Source organism: Mycobacterium sp. 852002-10029_SCH5224772 (assembly GCF_001667315.1).
Classification (GTDB): domain Bacteria; phylum Actinomycetota; class Actinomycetes; order Mycobacteriales; family Mycobacteriaceae; genus Mycobacterium.
In genome coordinates, this window is the sequence record NZ_LZHT01000003.1 from 55,883 (window position 1) to 77,311 (window position 21,429).

Consider the following 21,429-nt stretch of genomic DNA (forward strand, 5'->3'; position numbering starts at 1 on the left):
GCGGTGCGCGCGAATTTAGCTTGGCTAGTCGCTGGGATCGGGCAACACGCGCAGATGCCCGCGGCGCCGTCCGGACCGATGCTCGGGCGGCGCGAACACGCTGCTGCTCGGCGCGGTGGCCTGAGAGCCGCCGTGATGGATGTGCGGATCGACGAAGCCGGTCGCGGGCGATCCGGTGCCACCGTAGGGCGCGCCGTGATCCCCCGAACCGCCCTCGCGGACCGCGTCGGCCAGGGCGACCAGGTCGTCCTCGTCAGGGTGGTTGGGCTCAGAAACGAGGGGACCGGCATGGCGCACCAGCTCCCATCCGCGGGGGGCGGTGATCCGGCCGGCGTGGTTGACGCACAAATCCCAGGAATGCGGTTCCCGAGCGGTCGCCAGCGGGCCGACGACTGCCGTCGAGTCCGAATAGACGAACGTTAGGGTCGCCACGGCGTAGTGCGGGCACCCGGGCCGGCAACAGCGACGGGGAACGTTCACGTTCGAAAGGCTATCGTGCACAAACGCCCCCGAAGCGCCGGACACGCGCAACTCCCCGGCCGCCGATGTGCAACCGTTACCATCGGCGCGTGGGTGATTCGCGCAGCTCCCCGCGAAGTGATCGGTTTTCGGACGGATCGGCTCCGCGCCGACCGGACACCCATCGACTCTTCCGCAGGGGTCGCGAGATGCGCGGTCCGCTGCTGCCCCCTAGTGTGCCGGGGTGGCGCAGCCGCGCCGAGCGGTTCGACATGGCGGTGCTCGAGGCCTACGAACCCATCGAGCGGAACTGGCAGGACCGACTGGCCGACCTCGACGTGGCGGTCGACGAAATTCCGCGCATCTCGGCCAAAGATCCCGACAGTGTGCAGTGGCCGGCCGAGGTGATCGCCGACGGGCCGATCCCCCTGGCCCGCTTGATCCCGGCCGGTGTCGACATCCGCGGAAACTCCACACGGGCGCGAATTGTTCTGTTTCGCAAGCCAATTGAGCGACGGGCCAAAGACACCGTCGAACTCGGTGATTTGCTGCACGAAATCCTGGTGGCCCAGGTCGCCATCTATCTCGACGTTGAACCGACGGTCATCGATCCGACGATCGACGACGAATAGCTACAGTGCGGCGCGGGCGCCTTTCAGATGATGCCGCGCTTGAGGCGGCGGCGCTCGCGTTCGGACAGACCGCCCCAGATGCCAAAGCGCTCGTCGTGCTCCAGGGCGTATTCGAGGCACTCGTGGCGCACCTCGCAGCCCAGGCAGATCTTCTTGGCCTCGCGGGTGGAGCCACCCTTTTCGGGGAAGAAGGCCTCGGGGTCGGTTTGGGCGCACAGCGCCCGGTCTTGCCATTGGTCGGCGACGGGTGCCGGCAACGGCTCGGGCTCGAATGCGACTGGCGCATCAGGAACCACAGTCAAATGAGGCCGGGCGGGTTGGGCCGGCGCTGAGTCGATCGGATTGTGCGGCGTGCTCGCCATTGCGCCTCGAAAAGTGTCGTATGACATACGGTCGTCCGCCTCCTCATCTTGATTGAGAAAGAGTGATTGATTTCCCACTGTTCTGATGTACAGACAATTCGAACAAGTGATCGAATCTCGGTCTGCGACACCGGAGTCGGCCGGCCAACCGGGAAATGACACTGATGTGATTAGACACGGGTTGATCTGCCGGGTCAAGCACTTCGGCGCATTTCCATACCATCTCGTGATCGAATTTCGGCGTTTCTGTTGTCTTGAACCGTCGGCGTGTTGATCACATAGCCCACAACTACCCCACAAGTGGTGGGGAACCTTGACTTTGAGGCAGCCTCGGTGGGCCCGTCACCGCACCCTCGTGGGGCAGTACTGTCGTGCTCTGTGAGGCTCAAGTGAAGGTCACCGTTCTGGTCGGTGGGGTTGGCGGCGCCCGCTTCCTGCTGGGGGTTCAACAGTTGTTCGGGCTGGGTCAATTTCACCCGCAACGGCGCCCAGACACGGAAGCCGGCAGTCACGAGCTGACGGCGATCGTCAACGTTGGCGATGACGCCTGGATCCACGGACTGCGAGTCTGCCCCGATTTGGACACCTGCATGTACACCTTAGGTGGAGGTGTTGACCCGGAGCGAGGGTGGGGTCACCGCGACGAAACCTGGCACGCCAAAGAGGAATTGGCGCGCTACGGCGTGCAGCCCGACTGGTTCGGGCTCGGCGACCGCGACCTGGGCACCCACCTGGTGCGCACCCAGATGCTCAACGCCGGCTACCCGCTGTCACAGATCACCGCGGCGCTGTGCGACCGCTGGCAACCGGGCGCACGACTGGTGCCCGTCAGCGACGACCGCTGCGAGACGCACGTGGTGATAACCGATCCCGACGACGGCAACCGGCGGGCTATCCACTTCCAGGAGTGGTGGGTGCGCTACCGGGCCCAGGTGCCCACCCACAGCTTCGCTTTCGTCGGCGCCGAAAAAGCAGCCGCCACAACCGAAGCCACGGCGGCCATCGCGGACGCCGACGTCATCCTGCTGGCGCCGTCGAATCCGGTGGTGAGCGTCGGCGCCATTTTGGCCGTCCCCGGCGTCCGCGGCGCGCTGCGCGCGGCAAAGGCCCCGGTCGTCGGCTATTCGCCGATCATCGGGGGAAAGCCGTTGCGCGGCATGGCCGATGCCTGCCTTTCCGTGATCGGGGTCGAGTCCACCGCCGAGGCCGTCGGCCGCCACTACGGCGCACGTCGGGGCACCGGCATCCTGGACTGCTGGCTGGTGAGTGAAGGCGATGCCACCGACATCGAGGGGGTGGCGGTGCGCTCGGTGCCGCTGGTGATGACCGACCCTGAGGCGACGGCCGAGATGGTCCGCGCCGGGCTCGAGCTAGCGGGCGTCACCCCATGACCCGCCGGCGACGATGCGAAGCGATGCGATGCGCAGGAGCGGCGCCATGACCCCGGCCCCCGGCGAACACGGCACCGCCGCCGCGATCGAGGTGCTGCCCGTCGCCGGGCTGCCCGAATTCCGGCCCGGCGATGATCTGGGCGCGGCCATCGCCGCCGCCGCACCCTGGCTGCGCGACGGCGACGTCGTGGTGGTCACCAGCAAGGCGGTGTCCAAATGCGAGGGCCGGCTGGTCCCGGCGCCCGGGGATCCCGAGGAACGCGACCGACTGCGGCGCAAGCTCGTCGACGACGAAGCCGTTCGCGTGCTGGCCCGCAAGGGCAAGACCTTGATCACCGAGAACCGGATCGGGCTGGTGCAGGCCGCGGCGGGCGTGGACGGCTCCAACGTCGGCCGCGACGAGCTGGCGCTGCTGCCCGTCGACCCGGACGGCAGCGCCGCGGCGCTGCGCGCCGGGCTGCGCGATCGGCTCGGCGTCGAGGTCGCCGTGGTCATCACCGACACCATGGGCCGCGCGTGGCGCAACGGCCAGACCGACGCGGCGGTGGGTGCGGCGGGTCTGGCTGTGCTGCACGGCTATTCGGGGGCCGTCGACCAACACGGCAACGAGCTGCTGGTCACCGAGGTCGCGATCGCCGACGAGATCGCCGCGGCCGCCGATCTGGTCAAGGGCAAAATGACCGCCATGCCGGTCGCGGTGGTGCGCGGCCTGTCGGTGGCCGACGACGGCTCGACGGCGCGGCACTTGTTGCGGCCCGGCACCGAAGACCTGTTCTGGCTCGGCACCGCCGAGGCCCTCGACCTGGGCCGCCGCCAGGCGCAGTTGCTACGCCGATCGGTGCGCCGGTTCAGTGCCGAGCCGGTGCCCGCCGACCTGGTGGAGGCGGCCGTCGCCGAGGCGCTGACCGCGCCCGCCCCGCACCACACCCGCCCGGTGCGGTTCGTCTGGCTGCAGACCCCGGCCACCCGGGCGCGACTGCTGGACCGGATGAAGGACAAGTGGCGCGCCGACCTCGCCGGCGACGGCCGGCCGGCCGACTCCGTCGAACGCCGGGTGGCCCGCGGCCAGATCCTCTACGACGCGCCCGAAGTCGTCATCCCGATCCTGGTTCCCGACGGCGCGCATTCCTATCCCGACGCCGCCCGCGCCGACGCCGAGCACACCATGTTCACCGTGGCGGTCGGGGCCGCCGTGCAGGCCCTGCTCGTCGCGTTGGCGGTGCGCGGGCTCGGCAGCTGCTGGATCGGCTCGACGATTTTCGCCGCCGACCTGGTGCGCGCCGAGCTCGAGCTGCCCGCCGACTGGGAGCCGTTGGGCGCCATCGCGATCGGCTATGCCGCCGAGCCCGCCGGGCCGCGCGACGCCGCGCACCCCGGAGAATTGCTGATCCGCAAGTAATACTGAGCAAATGGACTTCGCGGGCAAGGCGGCGGCCACGGCCGACAAGGTCCGCGGCGGCTACTACACCCCCGCGCCGGTGGCGAGGTTCCTGGCGCGCTGGGTCCGCGAAGCCGGCCCGAAGGTCCTCGAACCCTCCTGCGGCGACGGCGCGATCCTGCGCGAGCTGGCCGCCCGCAGCGAGCGGGCCCACGGCGTCGAGCTGATCGCGGGCGAGGCGGCCAAGGCCCGGCGGTTCGCTCGCGTCGACACCGGCAGCCTGTTCACCTGGCTCGCCGGGGCCGCTAAAGCCGACATCGGCGGCTGGGACGGCGTCGCCGGCAACCCGCCCTACATCCGGTTCGGCAACTGGGCACCGGAGCACCGCGACCCGGCGCTGGACTTCATGCGGCGCGAGGGGTTGCGCCCGAGCCGGCTGACCAACGCCTGGGTGCCGTTCGTCGTGGCGAGTACCGCATTGGTGCGCGACGGCGGGCGAGTCGGCCTGGTGCTGCCGGCCGAGCTGCTCCAGGTCACCTACGCCGCGCCGGTGCGCGACTTTCTGCTCAGCCGATTCCGCGACATCACGCTGCTGACCTTCGAGCGCCTGGTGTTCGACGGCATCCTGCAAGAGGTCGTGTTGTTCTGCGGTGTCGCGGGCCCCGGTCCCGCGCGCATCCGCACCGTGCACCTGCCCGGCGCCGACGCCTTGGCGGGGGCGGACCTCGACGCTGAATCGGCGCCGGCGCTCTTGCACGAGAACGAGAAGTGGACCAAGTACTTTCTGGACCCCGCCGCGATCCGGCTGCTGCGCGCACTCAAGGGCTCCGACGCCTTGCTCCCGCTCGGGTCTGTCGCCGAGGTGGATGTGGGCATCGTGACCGGGCGCAACGCCTTCTTCACCTTGACCGACGCCCAGGCCGGCGAGCTGGGGCTGCGGGCGCACTGCGTCCCGCTCGTCTCGCGCAGCGCCCAACTGTCCGGGCTGGTCTACGACACCGATTGCCGGGCAGGCGATATCGCCGCCGGGCACCGCAGCTGGCTGCTCAACGCGCCGCGTGAGCCGGCCGATCCCGCGTTGATCGCCCACATCCGCGCCGGGGAAGCCGCCGGCGTGCACCGCGGCTACAAGTGCTCGATCCGCACACCCTGGTGGAGCACGCCGTCGCTGTGGGTGCCAGACCTGTTCCTGCTGCGCCAGATTCACCGGGCGCCGCGGCTGACCGTCAACGCCGCCGCGGCGACGAGCACCGACACCGTGCATCGGGTGCGTCTGGCGCCCGGGGTCGACCCGGCGGCGCTGGCCGCCGTGTTCCACAACAGCGTGACGTTCGCCTTCACCGAGATCATGGGCCGCAGCTACGGCGGGGGCGTGCTGGAGCTCGAACCCCGCGAAGCCGAGCAGCTGCCCGTTCCCCCGCCCTCGCACGCCGACCCCGACCTCGCCTGCGACGTCGATTTGCTGTTGAAGGCCAACGAGATCGAGAAGGCGCTCGACCTCGTCGACCGTCGCGTGCTGATCGACGGGCTGGGATTGCCGGCCGCGGCGGTGGCGGATTGCCGCGCGGCGTGGGTGTCGCTGGCCGATCGCAGGAAACGGCGGCGCTCGCGGTGAGCCTGCGGGAGTCGGTGATCGCGATCCTGTCCGATTGGGAACCCCCCGACGCGGGCCAGGATTCGTTGCGGCACGCCGTCTTGGCCTTCGTTGAGGCCCGCGACGACGCCTGCCGCCGCGAGTGCGTGCCGGGCCACGTCACCGCGTCGGCGCTGCTGCTCGATCACACCGGCGGCCGGGTGCTGCTGACGTTGCATCGCCGCCTGGGCCGATGGGTGCAGCTGGGCGGCCATTGCGACGACGACGACCCCGACGTCGTCGCCGCGGCGTTGCGCGAGGCGACCGAGGAGTCCGGGGTCGACGGGCTGCGCATGGAACCCGGGTTGGCCGCGGTGCACGTGCACCCAGTGGTGTGCTCGCTGGGCGTGCCCACCCGCCATCTGGATTTGCAATTCGTGGCGCACGCGCCGGCCGGCGCGCAGATCGCGATCAGCGACGAGTCGGAGGACCTGCGGTGGTGGCCCGCCGACGCGTTGCCGCAGGGAACCGATCACGCGCTGGCGTATCTGGTTTCGCGGGCGCGGGCCCGCCGAGCGTGACGCCTGCCGCACATTCGGCGCCGAGTGTGCGGCCAGCCGCACGTTCGGCGTCGGAAGCCTCCGCTCAGACGTCGGACGAGTAGCGGATCCCGCCGTCGGGAATCGACACACCGGGCCACACCCGGGCGCCGCGCAGCAGTTCGCAGCGCGCACCGATGTCGGCGCCGTCGCCGATCACCCCGTCGCGGATCAGCGCCCGCGGACCGATACGCGCCCCGAATCCGATGATCGAGCGCTCGATCACGCTGCCGGCCTCGACCTTGGCGCCGTCGAAGATCACCGCGCCGTCCAGCCGCACACCGGGGCCGATCTCGGCGCCCCGCCCCACCACGGTGCCGCCGATCAGCACCGCGCCCGGCGACACCGCCGCGCCGTCGTGCACCAGCTGCTCGCCGCGGTGGCCGTGCAGCGCGGGCGACGGCGCGATGCCGCGCACCAGATCCGCCGACCCCCGGACGAAGTCGTCCGGGGTGCCCATGTCGCGCCAGTAGCTGGCGTCGACGTAGCCGCACACCGTGACGTCCGGATCGGAGAGCAGCGCGGGGAACACCTCGCGTTCCACCGACACCTCACGGCCGCGCGGGATCCGGTCGATCATGGCGCGCGAGAACACATAGCAGCCGGCGTTGATCTGGTCGGTCGGCGGATCCTGGGTCTTCTCCAGGAAGGCGGTGACCCGGCCGTCTTCGGTGGTCACGCAGCCGAAGGCGCGCGGGTCACCCACCCGGACCAGGTGCAGGGTGACGTCGGCCTCCTGGGCGGAGTGGAAGTCGAGCATCTGACCCAGGTCGCAGCCGGAGAGCACGTCGCCGTTGAACACCATCACGGTGTCGTGCCGCAGATGCCCGGCGACATTGGCGATGCCGCCGCCGGTGCCCAACGGCTGCTCCTCGGTGACGTATTCGATCTGCAGGCCCAGCTTGGAGCCGTCGCCGAACTCCGCCTCGAAGACGCCGGCCCGATACGACGTGCTCAAGATGACGTGCTCGATGCCCGCCGCGGCGACCCTCGACAGCAGGTGGGTGAGGAACGGCAGCCCGGCGGTCGGCAGCATGGGCTTGGGCGCCGACAGGGTCAGCGGCCGCAGCCGGGTGCCCTTGCCGCCCACCAGGATCACGACGTCGACTTGCGGAGTTCCCACCTCAGTGTCGCCCTTCTACCAGTTTCCGTCGGCCGGATGCGCGCACCGCGCTGCGCACCATCAGGCGGGAACGTACCGCCAACGAGGCGCGCAGCGCCCAGCGCAGCGGCGCGCGCCACAAACCGGCATGCCGGTCGGCCAGAAACATATACGTGCTCTTGTGGTGGGCGGCCAGGTGGCTGGCCGGGTCCCCGCCGGTCGAGTGGCCCTTGTGGTGCAGCACTTCCGCCGAGGGCACGTAGATGGAAAGCCAGCCGGCCTTGCCGAGCCGGTCGCCGAGGTCGACGTCCTCCATATACATGAAGTAGCGCTCGTCGAAGCCGCCGACCTGGCCGAACGCCGACCGGCGCACCAGCAGGCACGACCCCGACAGCCAGCCCACCGGCCGCTCGCTGGGCTCCAGCCGCTCCTGGCGATACGCCGCCGACCACGGGTTGGTCTTCCAGAACGGCCCGACGACCGCGTGCATGCCGCCGCGGATCAGGCTGGGCAGGTGGCGCGCCGACGGGTACACCGACCCGTCGGGATCGCGGACCAGCGGGCCCAGCGCCCCCGCGCGCGGCCAGCGCGACGCGGCGTCCAGCAGGGCGTCGATGCTGCCCGGGCCCCACTGCACGTCCGGGTTGGCCACAATCACCCAGTCGTCCTCGCGGTCCAGCTGCGCGACGGCGCGATTGATCGCGGTCCCGTAGCCCAGGTTGGCTCCGGTGTGAAACAGCCGCACGTTGGGGTAGCGATCGACGGCGGCCTGCGGGGTGCCGTCGGTGGAGCCGTTGTCGGCCAGCAGCACGCACACCTCTCGCTCCGTGGCCAGCGACAGCGAGGCCAGGAAGCGCTCCAGATGCGGGCCCGGTGAGTAGGTCACCGTCACGACCGGCAGGACGTCAGTCACGCGTAGAGGGTAACGGTCGATCGGCCGCGACATCGCTGGCAGCGTTGGTCGGTGAGGCGGCCAGGGCCGCGACAAGCGCAGGGCGCCAGGGCCTTAACTGCCGCAGTCCGGCGGCCGCGGACTGACCGCCCGACAGCGCGGAATAGGCCGGCCTCGGCGCCGGCCGGGGAAAGCGGTCGGTGCTGACCGGATGCACCCGCGCCGCGTCGGCGCCGCATTCCTCGAAGACGGCGCGAGCCTGATCGAAGCGCGAGACCGCGCCCTCGTTGGCGGCGTGCAGGATCGGGCCGGGCACCCGGTCGTCGACGATCTGCAGCAGCGCGGCGGCCAGGTCGCCGACGTAGGTCGGCGAGCCGGTCTGGTCGTCGACCACGTCCACCGGGCCGTCCCCGGCGGCCAGCCGGCGCATGACGGCGACGAAGTCCTTGCCGGTGCCGCCGGTGTAGACCCAGGCGGTGCGCACCACTATGCCTTCCGACGCGTCGGGCAGCGCCGCCAGGACGGCCTGCTCCCCCGCGGCCTTGCTGCGGGCGTACACACCCTGCGGCGCGGTCTGATCGGTCGGCTCGTACGGCCGGGGTGGCGCGCCGCCGAAGTCGCCGTTGAAGACGTAGTCGGTGGACACGTGGATCAACTGGGCGCCGGCCCGCGCGCAGGCCCGCGCGATGTGCCCGGGACCGGCCTCGTTGACCGCGAAGGCGCCCGCCTCGTCGGTCTCGGCGCCGTCGACGTTGGTGTAGGCCGCGCAGTTGATCACCACGTCGCCGCGCTGCACGATCCGCTCGGCCGCCGCGGGGTCGGTGATGTCCCACTGCGACGACGTACATGCCAGGACCTCTCGGCCCTGACCTGCCGCCAGCGAGCTCAAATAGCCGCCCAGCTGCCCACCGGCACCGGCGATCACGATCCTGGGAGACATGGTTCGAGTTTGGCATGACCCGAAATGCCCAAGAAATCGCGGGGCAGGGCGGGCCACGCCGCCATCGGCTACCGGTGAAGCTCATGTGTCGCAAGTAATGTAGTGGGATGCCTGTGCAACGTGTGGTTCGTGTGATTGCCACCGTGCTGACGCTCGCGGTCGTCGTCGGCACCGGGATCGCCTGGAGCAATGTCCGGTCGTTCGAAGACGGCATCTTTCACATGTCGGCGCCCTCGCTGGGCAAGGGCGGCGACGACGGCGCGCTCGACATCCTGCTGGTCGGCCTGGACAGCCGCACCGACGCGCACGGCAACCCGCTGTCTCAGGAGGAACTGGACACGCTCAGGGCCGGCGACGAGGAAGCCACCAACACCGACACGATCATCCTGATCCGCATCCCCAACAACGGGAAGTCGGCGACCGCGATCTCGATCCCGCGTGACTCCTACGTCGCCGCCCCCGGCCTGGGCAAGACCAAGATCAACGGCGTCTATGGCCAGACCCGCGAAGCCAAGCGCGCCAGCCTGGTCAGGGCCGGTGACGCCGCCGCGGCCGCGGCAGCCCAGGGCACCGAGGCCGGTCGCGAGGCGCTGATCAAGACCGTCGCCGACCTCACCGGCGTCACCGTCGACCACTACGCCGAGATCGGTCTGCTTGGTTTCTCGCTGATCACCGACGCGCTCGGCGGCGTCGACGTCTGCCTCAAAGAGCCGGTATTCGAACCGCTGTCGGGCGCCGACTTCCCGGCCGGTCCACAACGGCTCAGCGGCCCGGAGGCGCTCAGCTTCGTGCGCCAGCGCCACGAACTGCCGCGCGGCGACCTGGACCGGGTGGTGCGCCAGCAGGTGGTGATGGCCTCGCTGGCCCACCGGGTCATCTCCAGCAGGACGCTGTCGAGCCCCACCACGGTGCGGCGCCTGGAAGCCGCCGTGCAGCGTTCGGTGGTGATCTCGGCCGGGTGGGACGTGATGGATTTCGTGCAACAGATGCAGAAGCTGGCCGGCGGCAACGTCGCGTTCGCCACCATCCCCGTGCTCGACGGCGCCGGCTGGAGCGACGACGGCATGCAGAGCGTGGTGCGGGTGGACCCGCACCAGGTGGCCGACTGGGTCGGCGGCCTGCTGCACGAGCAGGAGCAGGGCAAGACCGAGGAGATCGCCTACACGCCCGCGAAGACCACCGCCAGCGTCGTCAACGACACCGACATCAACGGGCTGGCCGCCGCCGTGTCAGACGTGTTGAGCGCCAAGGGCTTTGCCACCGGTATGGTGGGCAACAACGACGGCGGGCACGTCAAGGCCAGCCAGGTGCGCGCCCCCAAGAGCGATGACATGGGGGCAAAGGAGGTCTCCAAGGAATTGGGTGGGTTGCCGGTGGTCGCCGACACCTCGCTGGCGCCGGGGGCGGTGCGGGTGGTGCTGGCCAACGACTACAGCGGTCCGGGCTCGGGCCTGTCCGGCACCGAATCGATCATGCCCGCCCGGGTATCCACCGCGGGCGCGGTGACCGCCGACACCGGCGCTCCCCCGCCATCGCCGATCCTGACCGCCGGTTCCGACAAGCCCGAGTGCATCAACTGAGCACGCTCAGCGGGGCCATCCTCGATCCGATGCTGCGGGCCGACCCGGTCGGTCCGCGCATCACCTATTACGACGACGCCACCGGCGAGCGCATCGAATTGTCCGGCGTGACGCTGGCCAACTGGGCCGCCAAGACGGGCAACCTGCTGCGCGACGAGCTGGGGGCGGGGCCGGGGAGCCGGGTCGCGATCCTGCTGCCGGCGCATTGGCAGACGGCGGCGGTGCTGTTCGGGGTGTGGTGGATCGGCGCCGAGGCGGTGCTCGCGGGCGACGCCGACCCGGCTTCGGACTTGGCACTGTGCACGGCCGAGCGGTTGGACGAGGCGGACGCCGCGGTCGCGGGGGGCGAGGTCGCGGTGCTGTCGCTGGATCCGTTCGGCCGCCCGGCACCCGACCTGCCGATCGGCGTGACCGACTACGCCACCGCGGTGCGCGTGCACGGCGACCAGATCGTTCCCGAACCGCGCCCGGGCCCCGCGCTCGGCGGGCGAACCGTCGACGAGGTGCTGGCCGACTGTCAAGCCTCCGCGGCGACAAGGGGTTTGACATCGAGCGACCGGGTGCTGTCCGGCGCTCCCTGGACCGGGCCCGCCGAGCTGGTGGACGGCCTGCTGGCGATCATGGCCGTCGGCGCCTCGCTGGTGCAGGTGACCAACGCGGACCCGGCCGCGCGGGCCCGCAGGGTCGAGGCCGAAAAAGTCACCCGGGTGCTCTGAGGCCGTCCCCGCGCCAGGGTGGGGCGGCCGCCGGTGCGATTCATATTGATATCGCAATATTTCGATGTTAACGTCGAGCGAGCATGGGCTAAACGCTGAGACGACGAGGAAGGGTAGCGGCAATGGCGGTGTACGGGCTCTTGGCGAAGGCGGCGGGGACGGTCGTTACCGGGCTGGTCGGCGTGACGGCCTACGAGGCGGTGCGCAAGGCCGTGGCCAAGGCGCCGCTGCACGAGACCGCGGTGAAGGGCGCCGAGCTCGGACTGCGCGGCACCCGTAAGGCCGAGGAGGCCGCCGAGTCGGCACGGCTGCGGCTCGCCGACGTCATGGCCGAGGCCCGCGAGCGCATCGGCGAGGAGGCGCCTACGCCGTCGATCGCCGACACCCACGACCACGAGCACTGATCGCCGCGATGGACCTCGCCCTAGTCCCTGACGTTGCAGACGAGGTGCGGGCGCAGGACCCTGCGCTGCACGTGATCTCGGACGCCGCCGGGCGCATGCGGGTCTCCGTCGCGTGGGTGCGCGCCGACTCCCGGCGCGCCGTCGCGGTGGAAGAGGCCGTCGCCACGTGCGAGGGCGTGCGCGTGGTGCACGCCTACCCGCGCACCGGATCGGTGGTCGTCTGGTATTCGCCCCGGCGCTGCGACCGGTCCTCGGTGCTGGCGGCCATCGGCGACGCGGCACACGTTTCCGCCGAGTTGATCCCGGCCCGCGCACCGCATTCGTCGGAGATCCGCAACGCCGACGTTCTGCGCATGGTCATCGGCGGCGCGGCGCTGGCCCTGCTCGGGGTGCGCCGCTACGTGTTCGCGCGGCCGCCGCTGCTCGGCCCCAGCGGCCGCCTGTTCGCCACCGGCGTCACCGTCTTCACCGGCTATCCCTTCCTGCGCGGCGCGTTGCGCTCGCTGCGCTCGGGCAAGGCCGGGACCGACGCGCTGGTCTCGGCGGCGACCGTGGCCAGCCTGGTGCTGCGGGAGAACGTCGTCGCGCTGACCGTGCTGTGGCTGCTCAACATCGGTGAGTACCTGCAGGATCTGACGCTGCGACGGACCCGTCGGGCGATCTCCGAGCTGTTGCGCGGCAGCCAGGACACGGCGTGGCTGCGGCTCGACGACGGCCCAGAGGTAGCCGGCGGCCCGAGGGCCGCCACCGAGGTGCAGGTGCCGATCGACACCGTGCAGATCGGCGACGAGGTGGTGGTGCACGACCACGTCGCGATACCGGTCGACGGCGAAGTGGTCGACGGCGAGGCCGTCGTCAACCAGTCCGCGATCACCGGCGAGAATCTGCCGGTCAGCATCGTGGTCGGCGCGCACGTGCACGCCGGTTCGGTGGTGGTGCGCGGACGCCTGGTGGTGCGGGCCAGCGCGGTCGGCAATCAGACCACCATCGGGCGCATCATCACCCGGGTCGAAGAGGCGCAGCACGACCGGGCGCCGATCCAGACCGTCGGCGAAAACTTTTCCCGCCGTTTCGTTCCCACCTCGTTCATCGTCTCGGCCATCACGCTGGCGATCACCGGCGACGTCCGCCGGGCGATGACGATGCTGCTGATCGCCTGCCCGTGCGCGGTGGGCCTGGCCACCCCGACGGCGATCAGCGCCGCGATCGGCAACGGCGCGCGCCGCGGCATCCTGATCAAGGGCGGTTCGCACCTCGAGCAGGCCGGCCGGGTGGACGCAATCGTGTTCGACAAGACCGGAACCCTCACCGTCGGGCGGCCGGTGGTGACCAATATCATTGCGCTGCACAAGGATTGGCAGCCCGAGCAGGTGCTCGCCTATGCGGCGAGCTCGGAGATCCATTCCCGCCACCCGCTGGCCGAGGCGGTGATCCGCTCCACCGAGGAACGTCACATCACCATCCCGCCGCACGAGGAGTGCGAGGTGCTGGTGGGGCTGGGCATGCGGACCTGGGCCGACGGCCGGACCCTGCTGCTGGGCAGCCCCGGGCTGCTGCGCTCCGAAAAGGTCAGGGTGTCCAAGAAGGCATCGGAATGGGTGGACAAGCTGCGCCGCCAGGCCGAGACGCCGCTGCTGCTCGCCGTCGACGGCAAACTGGTGGGATTGATCAGCCTGCGCGACGAGGTGCGGCCGGAGGCCGGCGAGGTGCTGAAGAAGCTGCGCGCCAACGGCATTCGCCGGATCGTGATGCTCACCGGAGACCACCCGGACATCGCCGAGGTGGTGGCGGGTGAGCTCGAGATCGACGAGTGGCACGCCGAGGTGATGCCGGAGGACAAACTCGCGGCGGTGCGCGAACTGCAGGACGAGGGCTTCATCGTCGGCATGGTCGGTGACGGCATCAACGATGCCCCCGCGCTGGCGGCCGCCGACATCGGGATCGCGATGGGCCTGGCCGGAACCGACGTCGCCGTAGAGACCGCCGATGTGGCGCTGGCCAACGACGACCTGCACCGCCTACTCGACGTGCGGGACCTGGGTGCGCGCGCCGTCGACGTCATCCGGGAGAACTACAGCATGTCCATCGCGGTCAACGCCGCCGGGCTGATCATCGGCGCGGGCGGCGCGCTGTCTCCGGTGCTGGCCGCGATCCTGCACAACGCGTCGTCGGTGGCCGTGGTGGCCAACAGCTCCCGGTTGATCCGGTACCGGCTGGACGCGCCGCGCGACAACGGCGGCGATCGCCAGCGCGGCGAAGCCGGGCGCAGCGGGTCGCCACGCGACAACGGCGGTGATCGCCAGCGCGGCGAAGCCGGGCGCAGCGGGTCGCCGCGCGACAACTGAGCACTGCTCAGCAGCCGCACTCCTCGCCGCGCCAGGCGCGAACGCCCTGCCACCCGGCCACACCGGCAATGGCCAGCCCCACCGCGGGGTCGACCCACCAGGCGCTGGACCACAGCGCCGTCACCGCAAGGCCGATCAGCACCCCGGCGGCCTGGGCGCCGCACAGGTAGTTCTGGATTCCCTCGGCCGCGGTGGCCCCCGAACCCAGCCGCGCGCCCAGCCGGTGGTTGGCCCGGCCCAACACCGGCATCAGCAGCAAGGCCAGGGCGGTGAGCCCGATGCCGATCACCGACGTCTCGGCGCGGTGTTCACCGGCCAGGTCGTGCAGGGATTCGGCGGCGATATAGGGGGCGGTCAGCCAGAACGACACCGCGACGCCGCGCTGGGCGAACCGCTCGGCGCTCGCCGAAAAGGTGCGCGCACCGCTGAACCGCCACACCACCATCGCGCTGGCCAGCGCCTCCGACGCCCCACCCAGGGCCCACCCGGTCAACGCGACGGAGCCGACCGAGAGCCCCTGCCACAGTCCGACGACACCCTCGATGAGCACCACGGCCAGGCTGATCCACGCCAGCCGGCGCGCCCACCGCGCGCCGCGCTGCCAGCCGGCGTCGTGCGTGGCGGTGCATTCCCGCGCGCCGGCAACCGAAGTGGTCATTGGGCCAGGTTAGCGAGCGCGCGGCGGGGCCCGGAGCGCAACACCCGGCCGTGACCGATCCGTGTCGCGGCCCCGGGCCGCGGGTCGCCGCCTGGCGTTGGTAGTTATTGTGGCTAACCAGTAGACCCGAAGGGATTTCCTCGATGGCGCGAACCGACGACGACACCTGGGACCTGGCGACCAGCGTGGGGGCGACCGCCACCATGGTGGCCGCGGGGCGCGCCCGGGCGACCCGGGACGGGCTGATCGACGACCGGTTCGCCGAGCCGCTGGTGCGCGCGGTCGGTGTCGACTTCATGACCCGGTGGGCCGCCGGTGACCTCGACGCCGCCGACGTCGACGAGCCCGGCGCCCCGTGGGGCATGCAGCGCATGACCGACATGCTGGCCGCCCGCACCCGCTACATCGACGCGTTCTTCGCCGAGGCGGGCGCCGCGAGCATCCAGCAGGTGGTGATCCTGGCCTCCGGTCTGGACGCACGCGCCTATCGGCTGCCCTGGGCGGCCGGCACCACGGTGTTCGAGATCGACCAGCCGCAGGTCCTGGAATTCAAGGCCGCCACCGTCGCCGAACTCGGCGCGCGGCCGACCACCGAGGTGCGCACCGTCGCGGTCGACCTGCGCCAGGACTGGCCGTCCGCGCTGCGGCGGGCCGGCTTCGACACCGGGCGCCCCGCCGCCTGGGCCGCCGAGGGGCTGGTCGGCTTCCTGCCGCCGGAGGCCCAGGATCGCTTGCTGGACAACATCACCGCGCTGTCCGCCGACGGCAGCCAGTTGGTGGTCGAGGTCTTCGCGAATACGGGTATCAACGGGGACGCGTTGAACGCGGCGAGCGAAAAGTGGCGGCGCAGCGGCCTCGACATCGCCCTGGGGGATCTCGGTTTCCCCGGCCCGCGCAATGACGTGGCGGCCTATCTGCAGCAGCGCGGCTGGCAGCCGGTGCGCACCCCGCTGAATCAGTTGCTGGCCAACACTGGGCTGCCGCTGCAGTCGTCCGACCCCGAGGCGCCCTTCGCCCAGAACTATTACTGCACCGCGGTGCTGAACACGGCGCGTTAAAGGAAGACAATCACATGCCAAACAGCAAGCCCGCCAAGCCTCTTGACGGATTCCGGGTACTCGACTTCACCCAGAACATCGCCGGGCCGATGGCCGGACAGGTGCTGGCCGACCTGGGGGCCGAGGTCATCAAGGTCGAGGCGCCCGTCGGCGAGGCGGCCCGCCACATCACCGCGGTCTTGCCCGGCCGCCCGCCGCTGGCCACGCTGTTCCTCCCCCACAACCGGGGCAAGAAGTCGGTGATGGCGGACCTGCGCAGCGACGAGGCCAAGCAGCAGATCATGCGTCTGGTCGATACGGCGGACGTTGTGCTGGAAGGGTTTCGGCCCGGGGTGATGGAACGCATGGGTCTGGGTCCCGACGAGCTGCAAGCCCGCAACCCCAAACTCATCTACGCGCGCCTGTCCGCCTACGGGGGCAACGGCCCGCAGGGCAGCCGGCCCGGTGTGGACCTGATGGTCGCCGCCGAATCGGGCATGACCACCGGGATGCCCACGCCCAGCGGCAAACCCCAGATCATTCCGTTCCAGCTGGTCGATGCCGCCAGCGGTCACGTGCTGGCCCAGGCGGTGCTGGCCGCCCTGCTCAACCGCGAGCGCCACGGGGTCGCCGACGTCGTGCGCGTCGCCATGTACGACGTCGCGGTCAGCCTGCAGGCCAGCCAGCTGACGATCCATCTGAACAAGCCGAACGCGGATCCCAAACCTGCCGATTCTACGTCAAAGCCCAAGCGGCGCAAGGGCGTTGGGTTCGCGACCCAGCCGTCAGACGCATTCCGGGCGGCCGACGGGTACCTGGTGATCAGCGCGTACGTGCCCAAGCACTGGGACAAGCTGTGCGAGATCATCGGCCGTCCCGACATGCGCGACGACGAGCGGTTCATCGACCAGCGCGCCCGGGCGCTTCACTATCCCGAGCTGACCGAGGAACTCGAGAAGGCGCTGGCCGCCAAGACCGCCGACGAATGGGTCCAGTTGCTGCAGGAGGGCGGCCTGATGGCCTGCCACGCCTACACCTGGAAGCAGGTGGTCGGCACCGAGCTGTTCGCCGAGAACGACCTCGCCCTGCCGGTCGGCGAGGGTGAGGACGCGGTGACCGTCATCCGCACCCCGGCACGCTATTCGAGCTTCGACGCGGACGCCACCGACCCTCCCCCAGCCCTCGGCCAGCACACCGAGGAGTACCTAGGCGCGCCGCAGCCGGCTTCGTGAGCCTCACGGCGTCAGCTTGACCACCCGGTCGTTGCCGCGGTCGGCGACGTAGACGTTACGGTCCTTGTCGACCGCCACCGCCAAGGGCGTGTTGAGTCCGTTGAACGGCAGGACGGTCGGCGCGTTCGAGCCCGCCGGGAACTTCAGCACGTCGCTCTTGTCGTGTTCGGTGACGAAGACGGTGCCGCTGTTGTCCACCGCGATGCCCCACGGCACGGAGATATTTTGAAACGGCAACTCGGCCTGGGTGTTTGAATTGACGTCGAGCTTCACGATCCGGTTGTTGTCGGTGTCGGCGACGTACACGGTGCCCGCGGCGTCGACGGCGACGCCGTCGGGGTTCTTGAGTCCGGTGAACGGCAAGTCGGTCTGGGTCGTGGATCCCGCCGCCAGCTTCACCACCCTGCTGTTGCCGCGGTCGGCGACGTACACGCTGCCCTGGCTGTCGACCGCGACGCCCTCGGGATAGCTCAGACCGGTGAACGGCAGCACCTTCTGGTCGTTGGAGCCCGCGGCCAGGCTGACCACCCGGTTGTTGAAGTCGGCGACGTACACCGTGCCCGCCCCGTCGACGGCCAGACCCTGTGGCTGGTAGAGCCCGTGGAACGGCAGCACCGTCGTGGCGTTCGAACCGGCCGTCAGCTTCACCACCCGGCCGTACATGCCTTCGCTGGTGACGTAGACGTCGCCGGCGCTGTCCAGTGCCACCCCGCCCGGGGACAGGCGGAAGTCAATGCCGTTGAACGGCAACACACTTTGACCGGAAGCCTGCTCTGGCGGCCCCGAGGACCGCGTGGACAGGTAACCGGCGACGGCCAAGATGAAAGCGACGAGGGCGACGAGGGCGACGGCGCCGACGATGATCCACTGCTTTCGCTTGCTGTCGATCTGCACAGGGGGCCTCCTGAAGTCCGGCCCGGGCCCGTAGGCGTGGCCGAATGTCGTTGGTGCGGGGCGAATCAGCGACGGGTGCTCGCCGGAGCGCTCGGGCCAACCGGTGCCGCCCGCCCTCGGGGCCACCGGACCCGCCATGGTCTCGGCGCCGGGCCATGACTGTGGCTCGCGCTCCGGTCGCTGACCGGATGCCTCCGCGCGCTGGGCCGCGTTTTCCCCTTCGCGCAGGATCGTGGTGGCCTTCTGCTGCTCGGATGTGGTCAGCGCGTCATGGGCGGCGGCGGCGAATTCGCCGGCGGTGCGATAGCGCTCCTCGGGATGCTTGGCCATGCCCTTGGCGATGACCTGATCCAGGGCGGGCGGAAACGCGCCGGGACGCAATTGGCTGGGCGGCGGGGCCGTCTTCGTCAGGTGCGCGGCGACCAGCCGTTCGATCGTGTCGGCCCGGTATGGCGGCGAGCCGGTCAAGCACTCACTTAACACGCAGGCGAGCGAATAGATGTCGACGCTGTGGGTGACCGTATCCTCGGTGAATCGTTCCGGGGCCATGTAGTAATACGTCCCGATCGCGGTCCCGACCTGGGTCAGCCCCGGATCTGTCGCGGCCCGCGCGATGCCGAAATCTGCCAGGTAGGCGAAGTCGCTGCCGGTGATCAGGATGTTTCCCGGTGTGACGTCGCGGTGCGTCACCCCGGCGGCGTGTGCCGCGTCCAGCGCGGCGGCGACCTGGCGGATGATGGCGATCGCCCGCGGTGCGGCCAGCGGTCCGTCCCGATGCAACAGCGTGCCCAGGTCGACGCCGTCCACGAGGCGCATCTCCACATAGAAGCGCCCTTCGATCTCGCCGTAGTCGTGGATCGGCACCACATGCGGTTCGGTCAGCCGCCCCGCGATGTCGGCCTCCCGCTGCAGGCGGGCGCGGAACTCCGGGTTGCTGGAGAACTGCTGCGAGATCAGCTTCAGGGCCACCATGCGGCGCTTGCGCGTGTCCTCGGCCTCATAGACCTCACCCATGCCGCCCTGGCGCAGAAGTCGCACCAGCCGATAGGGGCCGAACCTGGACCCGACTCGCGCGGCCGGCCCGCTATCGCTCACCGTCGAGCCTCCTTCGCTTGTCCTTCACGTCGTCAGGAAATCGCATTGACCGCGCTCGACAGCTTCGCTGTGAACGAGCTGGGCAGCGGGATGGAACCGTACTGCTCCAGACCGTCCTGGCCGGGCCCGATCGCGGCCTGCATGAACGCCTTCACGGCCGTGCCCGTCGCCGCGTCCGGGTACTTCGAGCAGACGATTTCATAGGTCGCCAGCACAATCGGATACGCGCCCGACTGTGTCGGCTTATAGAACGACGAGGTGTCCAGCACCAGGTCGTTGCCCTGCCCCTTGAAGGTCGCCCCGGCAATCGTCTTCTCGACGGAGTCCTTGGTGATCGGCACCGCGTCCGGACCCGCCGACGTGATGATCGAAGCCATGCTCAGCTGCTTGCCCACCGCGAACGACCACTCGTTGTAGGTGATCGACCCCTCGGTGTTCTGCAGCAGCGCGGACGTGCCGTTGTTCCCGCTCGCGCCCTGCCCGACGCCGCCGTTGAACGTCTCGCTGCCGCCCTTGCCCCAGGCGCCGTCCGACGCGCCGTCGAGGTACTTCTGGAAATTGGCCGTGGTGCCGGATTTGTCACTGCGGAAGATGACCGTGATGGGCGTCGACGGCAGGCTGAGGCCCGAGTTGACGGCCTTGAGCGCCGGATCGTCCCACTTGGTGATGGTGCCGTTGAAGATCTTCGCGACGGTGGGCCCGTCCAGTTTCAGCCCGCTGACCCCGCTGAGGTGGTAGGTGACCGCGATCGGCCCGAACACCGTGGGCAGATCCCAGGCCGGCGAACCGCATCGCTGCGCCGCCCGGTCGTTCTGGCCGGTGGACGGGTCCAGGGGGACATCGGAACCCGCGAGATCGGTTTGGTTGTTGAGGAACTCGGTCACGCCGGCGCCGGACCCATTCGCGTTGTAGTCCAGCGTGTAACCCGGGCAGGCCCGCACGTAGGCATAGACGAACTGCTCGATGGCGTTTTGCTGCGCGGTCGAGCCGCTGTCTTTCAACACTTTCTTGCCGCCGCAGTCCACCGACGCCGACTTGGCGCTCGATCCCGACGACGAGTTGTTGTCGCCGCATCCCGCGAGCGCGAGGGCGGCGGTGGCTACCAGGCTCAGTGCGACGCCAGATCGAGCGAACCTCACAAAACTCCTTCGATCGTCAACAAAAGTTAACCAATCGCGAATATACAAACCCTTGACAAAGAATAAGAGGTGAATGGCCGGTGACGACCCGCCGGGCGCAAACACGTAGCATCGGTTGTCAATGCGTCGCGAACAACAGTTACCGGCCGCAGATGCGGCTCCTGTCGCCGATGATGGTGGCCAGCTCATGCGGGCGGTCGACCTGACCCTGGGGTTCGGTCCCAAAACGGTCCTCGAGCGGGTCAGCCTCGACTTCCCCGCCCGCTCCGTCACCACCCTGCTGGGTCCGACCGGCTCGGGGAAGACCACCTTCCTGCGCACCCTGAACCGGATGAACGACAAGGTCTCCGGATTCCGGCACAGCGGTGATGTTTTGTTGGGCGGGCGCACCATCTTCTCCGACCGCGACCTGATGGAGTTTCGCCGCAGCGTGGGCATGCTGTTTCAGCGTCCCAACCCCTTCCCGATGTCGATCATGGACAACGTGGTGGCCGGCGTGCGCGCGCACAAGATAGCGCCGCGCAAGCAATTCAAAAATGTCGCCGAGGCCCGGCTCACCGAGGTCGGCCTCTGGGACGCAGTCAAGGATCGGCTCGGTGATTCCCCGTTCCGGCTCTCCGGGGGCCAGCAGCAGTTGTTGTGCCTGGCCCGCGCGCTCGCGGTGAACCCGGACGTGCTGTTGCTCGACGAGCCGACGTCGTCGCTGGACCCCACCACGACCGAAAAGATCGAGGGGCTCATCCGGTCCCTCGCCGACCGGCTGACCGTGATCATGGTGACCCACGATCTCGCGCAGGCCGCCCGCACCGGCGACCGGACCGCCTTCTTTTTCGAGGGCAGGCTGGTCGAGGAGGGGCCGACCAAGCAGTTGTTCCTGTCGCCGAAGCATGAGGAGACCGTCCGCTACTTCGCGCCGTTCCGGCCGGCACAGGGCTCGGATCAGGGCTCCTCGCACACGGCCGAGGTCGCGGAAAGCCAATAGCGGGAAAGGGTCTCGCCGG

At 70.0% G+C, this 21,429-nt stretch carries 19 protein-coding genes and 1 pseudogene; 12 read left to right on the forward strand and 8 right to left on the reverse strand.

Translation table 11 applies throughout. The annotated features are described in order from the left end of the window. Nucleotides 1-24: 24 nt before the first annotated feature. The gene (locus tag A5775_RS00270) at nt 25-480 is read right to left on the reverse strand and encodes a DUF3499 domain-containing protein (RefSeq protein ID WP_197512273.1); all 456 of its coding nucleotides are present in this window, start codon (nt 478-480) and stop codon (nt 25-27) included. Nucleotides 481-668: 188 nt separating this feature from the next. Between A5775_RS00270 and A5775_RS00275 the strand changes: the two genes are divergently transcribed. Next, nucleotides 669-1,091: a metallopeptidase family protein gene (locus A5775_RS00275; protein WP_067245444.1), complete on the forward strand. Its 423-nt coding sequence runs from the start codon at nt 669-671 to the stop codon at nt 1,089-1,091. A 23-nt stretch (nt 1,092-1,114) separates the two neighbouring features. On the opposite strand, the gene A5775_RS00280 is transcribed toward A5775_RS00275, so the two are convergent. Further along, nucleotides 1,115-1,453, reverse strand: coding sequence for a WhiB family transcriptional regulator (locus A5775_RS00280; protein WP_067245459.1), 339 nt, complete (start codon nt 1,451-1,453; stop codon nt 1,115-1,117). 389 nt (nt 1,454-1,842) lie between these two features. On the opposite strand from A5775_RS00280, the gene cofD reads away from it, so the two are divergent. Genes cofD through A5775_RS00300 form a run of 4 tightly spaced genes read left to right on the forward strand, consistent with a single transcriptional unit; the run spans nt 1,843 to nt 6,376 of the window. Then, nucleotides 1,843-2,844 carry a 2-phospho-L-lactate transferase gene (cofD, locus tag A5775_RS00285; protein WP_067245461.1) on the forward strand — a complete coding sequence of 334 codons (1,002 nt, stop codon included), beginning with the start codon at nt 1,843-1,845 and terminating at the stop codon, nt 2,842-2,844. 46 nt (nt 2,845-2,890) lie between these two features. Next, the gene (locus A5775_RS00290; RefSeq protein WP_067245466.1) at nt 2,891-4,243 is read left to right on the forward strand and encodes a coenzyme F420-0:L-glutamate ligase; all 1,353 of its coding nucleotides are present in this window, start codon (nt 2,891-2,893) and stop codon (nt 4,241-4,243) included. Nucleotides 4,244-4,253: 10 nt separating this feature from the next. Then, nucleotides 4,254-5,837 (forward strand): class I SAM-dependent methyltransferase, encoded by a 1,584-nt coding sequence (locus A5775_RS00295; RefSeq protein ID WP_067245469.1) that lies wholly within the window; start codon nt 4,254-4,256, stop codon nt 5,835-5,837. After that, a complete protein-coding gene (locus A5775_RS00300) occupies nt 5,834-6,376 on the forward strand; it encodes an NUDIX hydrolase (protein ID WP_067245702.1) in 543 nt (180 codons plus the stop codon). Before A5775_RS00295 ends, A5775_RS00300 begins: the two co-directional genes overlap by 4 nt. A 64-nt stretch (nt 6,377-6,440) precedes the next feature. Here A5775_RS00300 and A5775_RS00305 read toward each other — a convergent pair whose 3' ends face one another. The 3 genes from A5775_RS00305 to rfbD are packed head-to-tail and all read right to left on the reverse strand — an operon-like array spanning nt 6,441 to nt 9,328. Continuing rightward, a complete protein-coding gene (locus tag A5775_RS00305; protein ID WP_067245471.1) occupies nt 6,441-7,517 on the reverse strand; it encodes a sugar phosphate nucleotidyltransferase in 1,077 nt (358 codons plus the stop codon). 1 nt (nt 7,518) lies between these two features. Next, nucleotides 7,519-8,409 carry a glycosyltransferase family 2 protein gene (locus tag A5775_RS00310; RefSeq protein WP_067245473.1) on the reverse strand — a complete coding sequence of 297 codons (891 nt, stop codon included), beginning with the start codon at nt 8,407-8,409 and terminating at the stop codon, nt 7,519-7,521. Then, on the reverse strand, nt 8,402-9,328 hold the full coding sequence (gene rfbD / locus A5775_RS00315) for a dTDP-4-dehydrorhamnose reductase (protein WP_067245475.1): 927 nt from the start codon (nt 9,326-9,328) through the stop codon (nt 8,402-8,404). The genes A5775_RS00310 and rfbD overlap by 8 nt, the downstream gene beginning before the upstream one ends. Nucleotides 9,329-9,435: 107 nt before the next feature. Between rfbD and A5775_RS00320 the strand changes: the two genes are divergently transcribed. The 4 genes and pseudogenes from A5775_RS00320 to A5775_RS00335 all read left to right on the forward strand — a co-directional run. Beyond that, entirely contained in the window at nt 9,436-10,908 is a 1,473-nt protein-coding gene (locus tag A5775_RS00320; RefSeq protein WP_067245480.1) for an LCP family protein, read from the forward strand. Continuing rightward, the gene (locus A5775_RS00325) at nt 10,896-11,624 is read left to right on the forward strand and encodes a TIGR03089 family protein (RefSeq protein WP_197512275.1); all 729 of its coding nucleotides are present in this window, start codon (nt 10,896-10,898) and stop codon (nt 11,622-11,624) included. The genes A5775_RS00320 and A5775_RS00325 overlap by 13 nt, the downstream gene beginning before the upstream one ends. A 122-nt stretch (nt 11,625-11,746) precedes the next feature. After that, nucleotides 11,747-12,028: a DUF1490 family protein gene (locus tag A5775_RS00330; protein ID WP_067245481.1), complete on the forward strand. Its 282-nt coding sequence runs from the start codon at nt 11,747-11,749 to the stop codon at nt 12,026-12,028. A gap of 8 nt (nt 12,029-12,036) precedes the next feature. Then, a pseudogene (locus A5775_RS00335) lies at nt 12,037-14,247 on the forward strand (heavy metal translocating P-type ATPase); the annotation flags it as partial. 133 nt (nt 14,248-14,380) lie between these two features. Here A5775_RS00335 and A5775_RS00340 read toward each other — a convergent pair. Next, nucleotides 14,381-15,031, reverse strand: coding sequence for a cation transporter (locus A5775_RS00340; RefSeq protein ID WP_067245482.1), 651 nt, complete (start codon nt 15,029-15,031; stop codon nt 14,381-14,383). A gap of 143 nt (nt 15,032-15,174) precedes the next feature. On the opposite strand from A5775_RS00340, the gene A5775_RS00345 reads away from it, so the two are divergent. Beyond that, the gene (locus A5775_RS00345; protein ID WP_067245494.1) at nt 15,175-16,089 is read left to right on the forward strand and encodes a class I SAM-dependent methyltransferase; all 915 of its coding nucleotides are present in this window, start codon (nt 15,175-15,177) and stop codon (nt 16,087-16,089) included. Between the two features lie 14 nt (nt 16,090-16,103). Further along, nucleotides 16,104-17,300 carry a CoA transferase gene (locus tag A5775_RS00350; RefSeq protein ID WP_067245497.1) on the forward strand — a complete coding sequence of 399 codons (1,197 nt, stop codon included), beginning with the start codon at nt 16,104-16,106 and terminating at the stop codon, nt 17,298-17,300. 3 nt (nt 17,301-17,303) lie between these two features. On the opposite strand, the gene A5775_RS00355 is transcribed toward A5775_RS00350, so the two are convergent. Beyond that, the gene (locus tag A5775_RS00355) at nt 17,304-19,289 is read right to left on the reverse strand and encodes a serine/threonine-protein kinase PknD (RefSeq protein WP_067245500.1); all 1,986 of its coding nucleotides are present in this window, start codon (nt 19,287-19,289) and stop codon (nt 17,304-17,306) included. Nucleotides 19,290-19,321: 32 nt separating this feature from the next. Continuing rightward, the gene (gene pstS / locus A5775_RS00360; protein WP_067245504.1) at nt 19,322-20,428 is read right to left on the reverse strand and encodes a phosphate ABC transporter substrate-binding protein PstS; all 1,107 of its coding nucleotides are present in this window, start codon (nt 20,426-20,428) and stop codon (nt 19,322-19,324) included. Nucleotides 20,429-20,615: 187 nt separating this feature from the next. Here pstS and A5775_RS00365 point away from each other — a divergent pair, with 187 nt between their 5' ends. Next, a complete protein-coding gene (locus tag A5775_RS00365) occupies nt 20,616-21,410 on the forward strand; it encodes an ATP-binding cassette domain-containing protein (RefSeq protein WP_067245508.1) in 795 nt (264 codons plus the stop codon). Nucleotides 21,411-21,429: the final 19 nt, after the last annotated feature.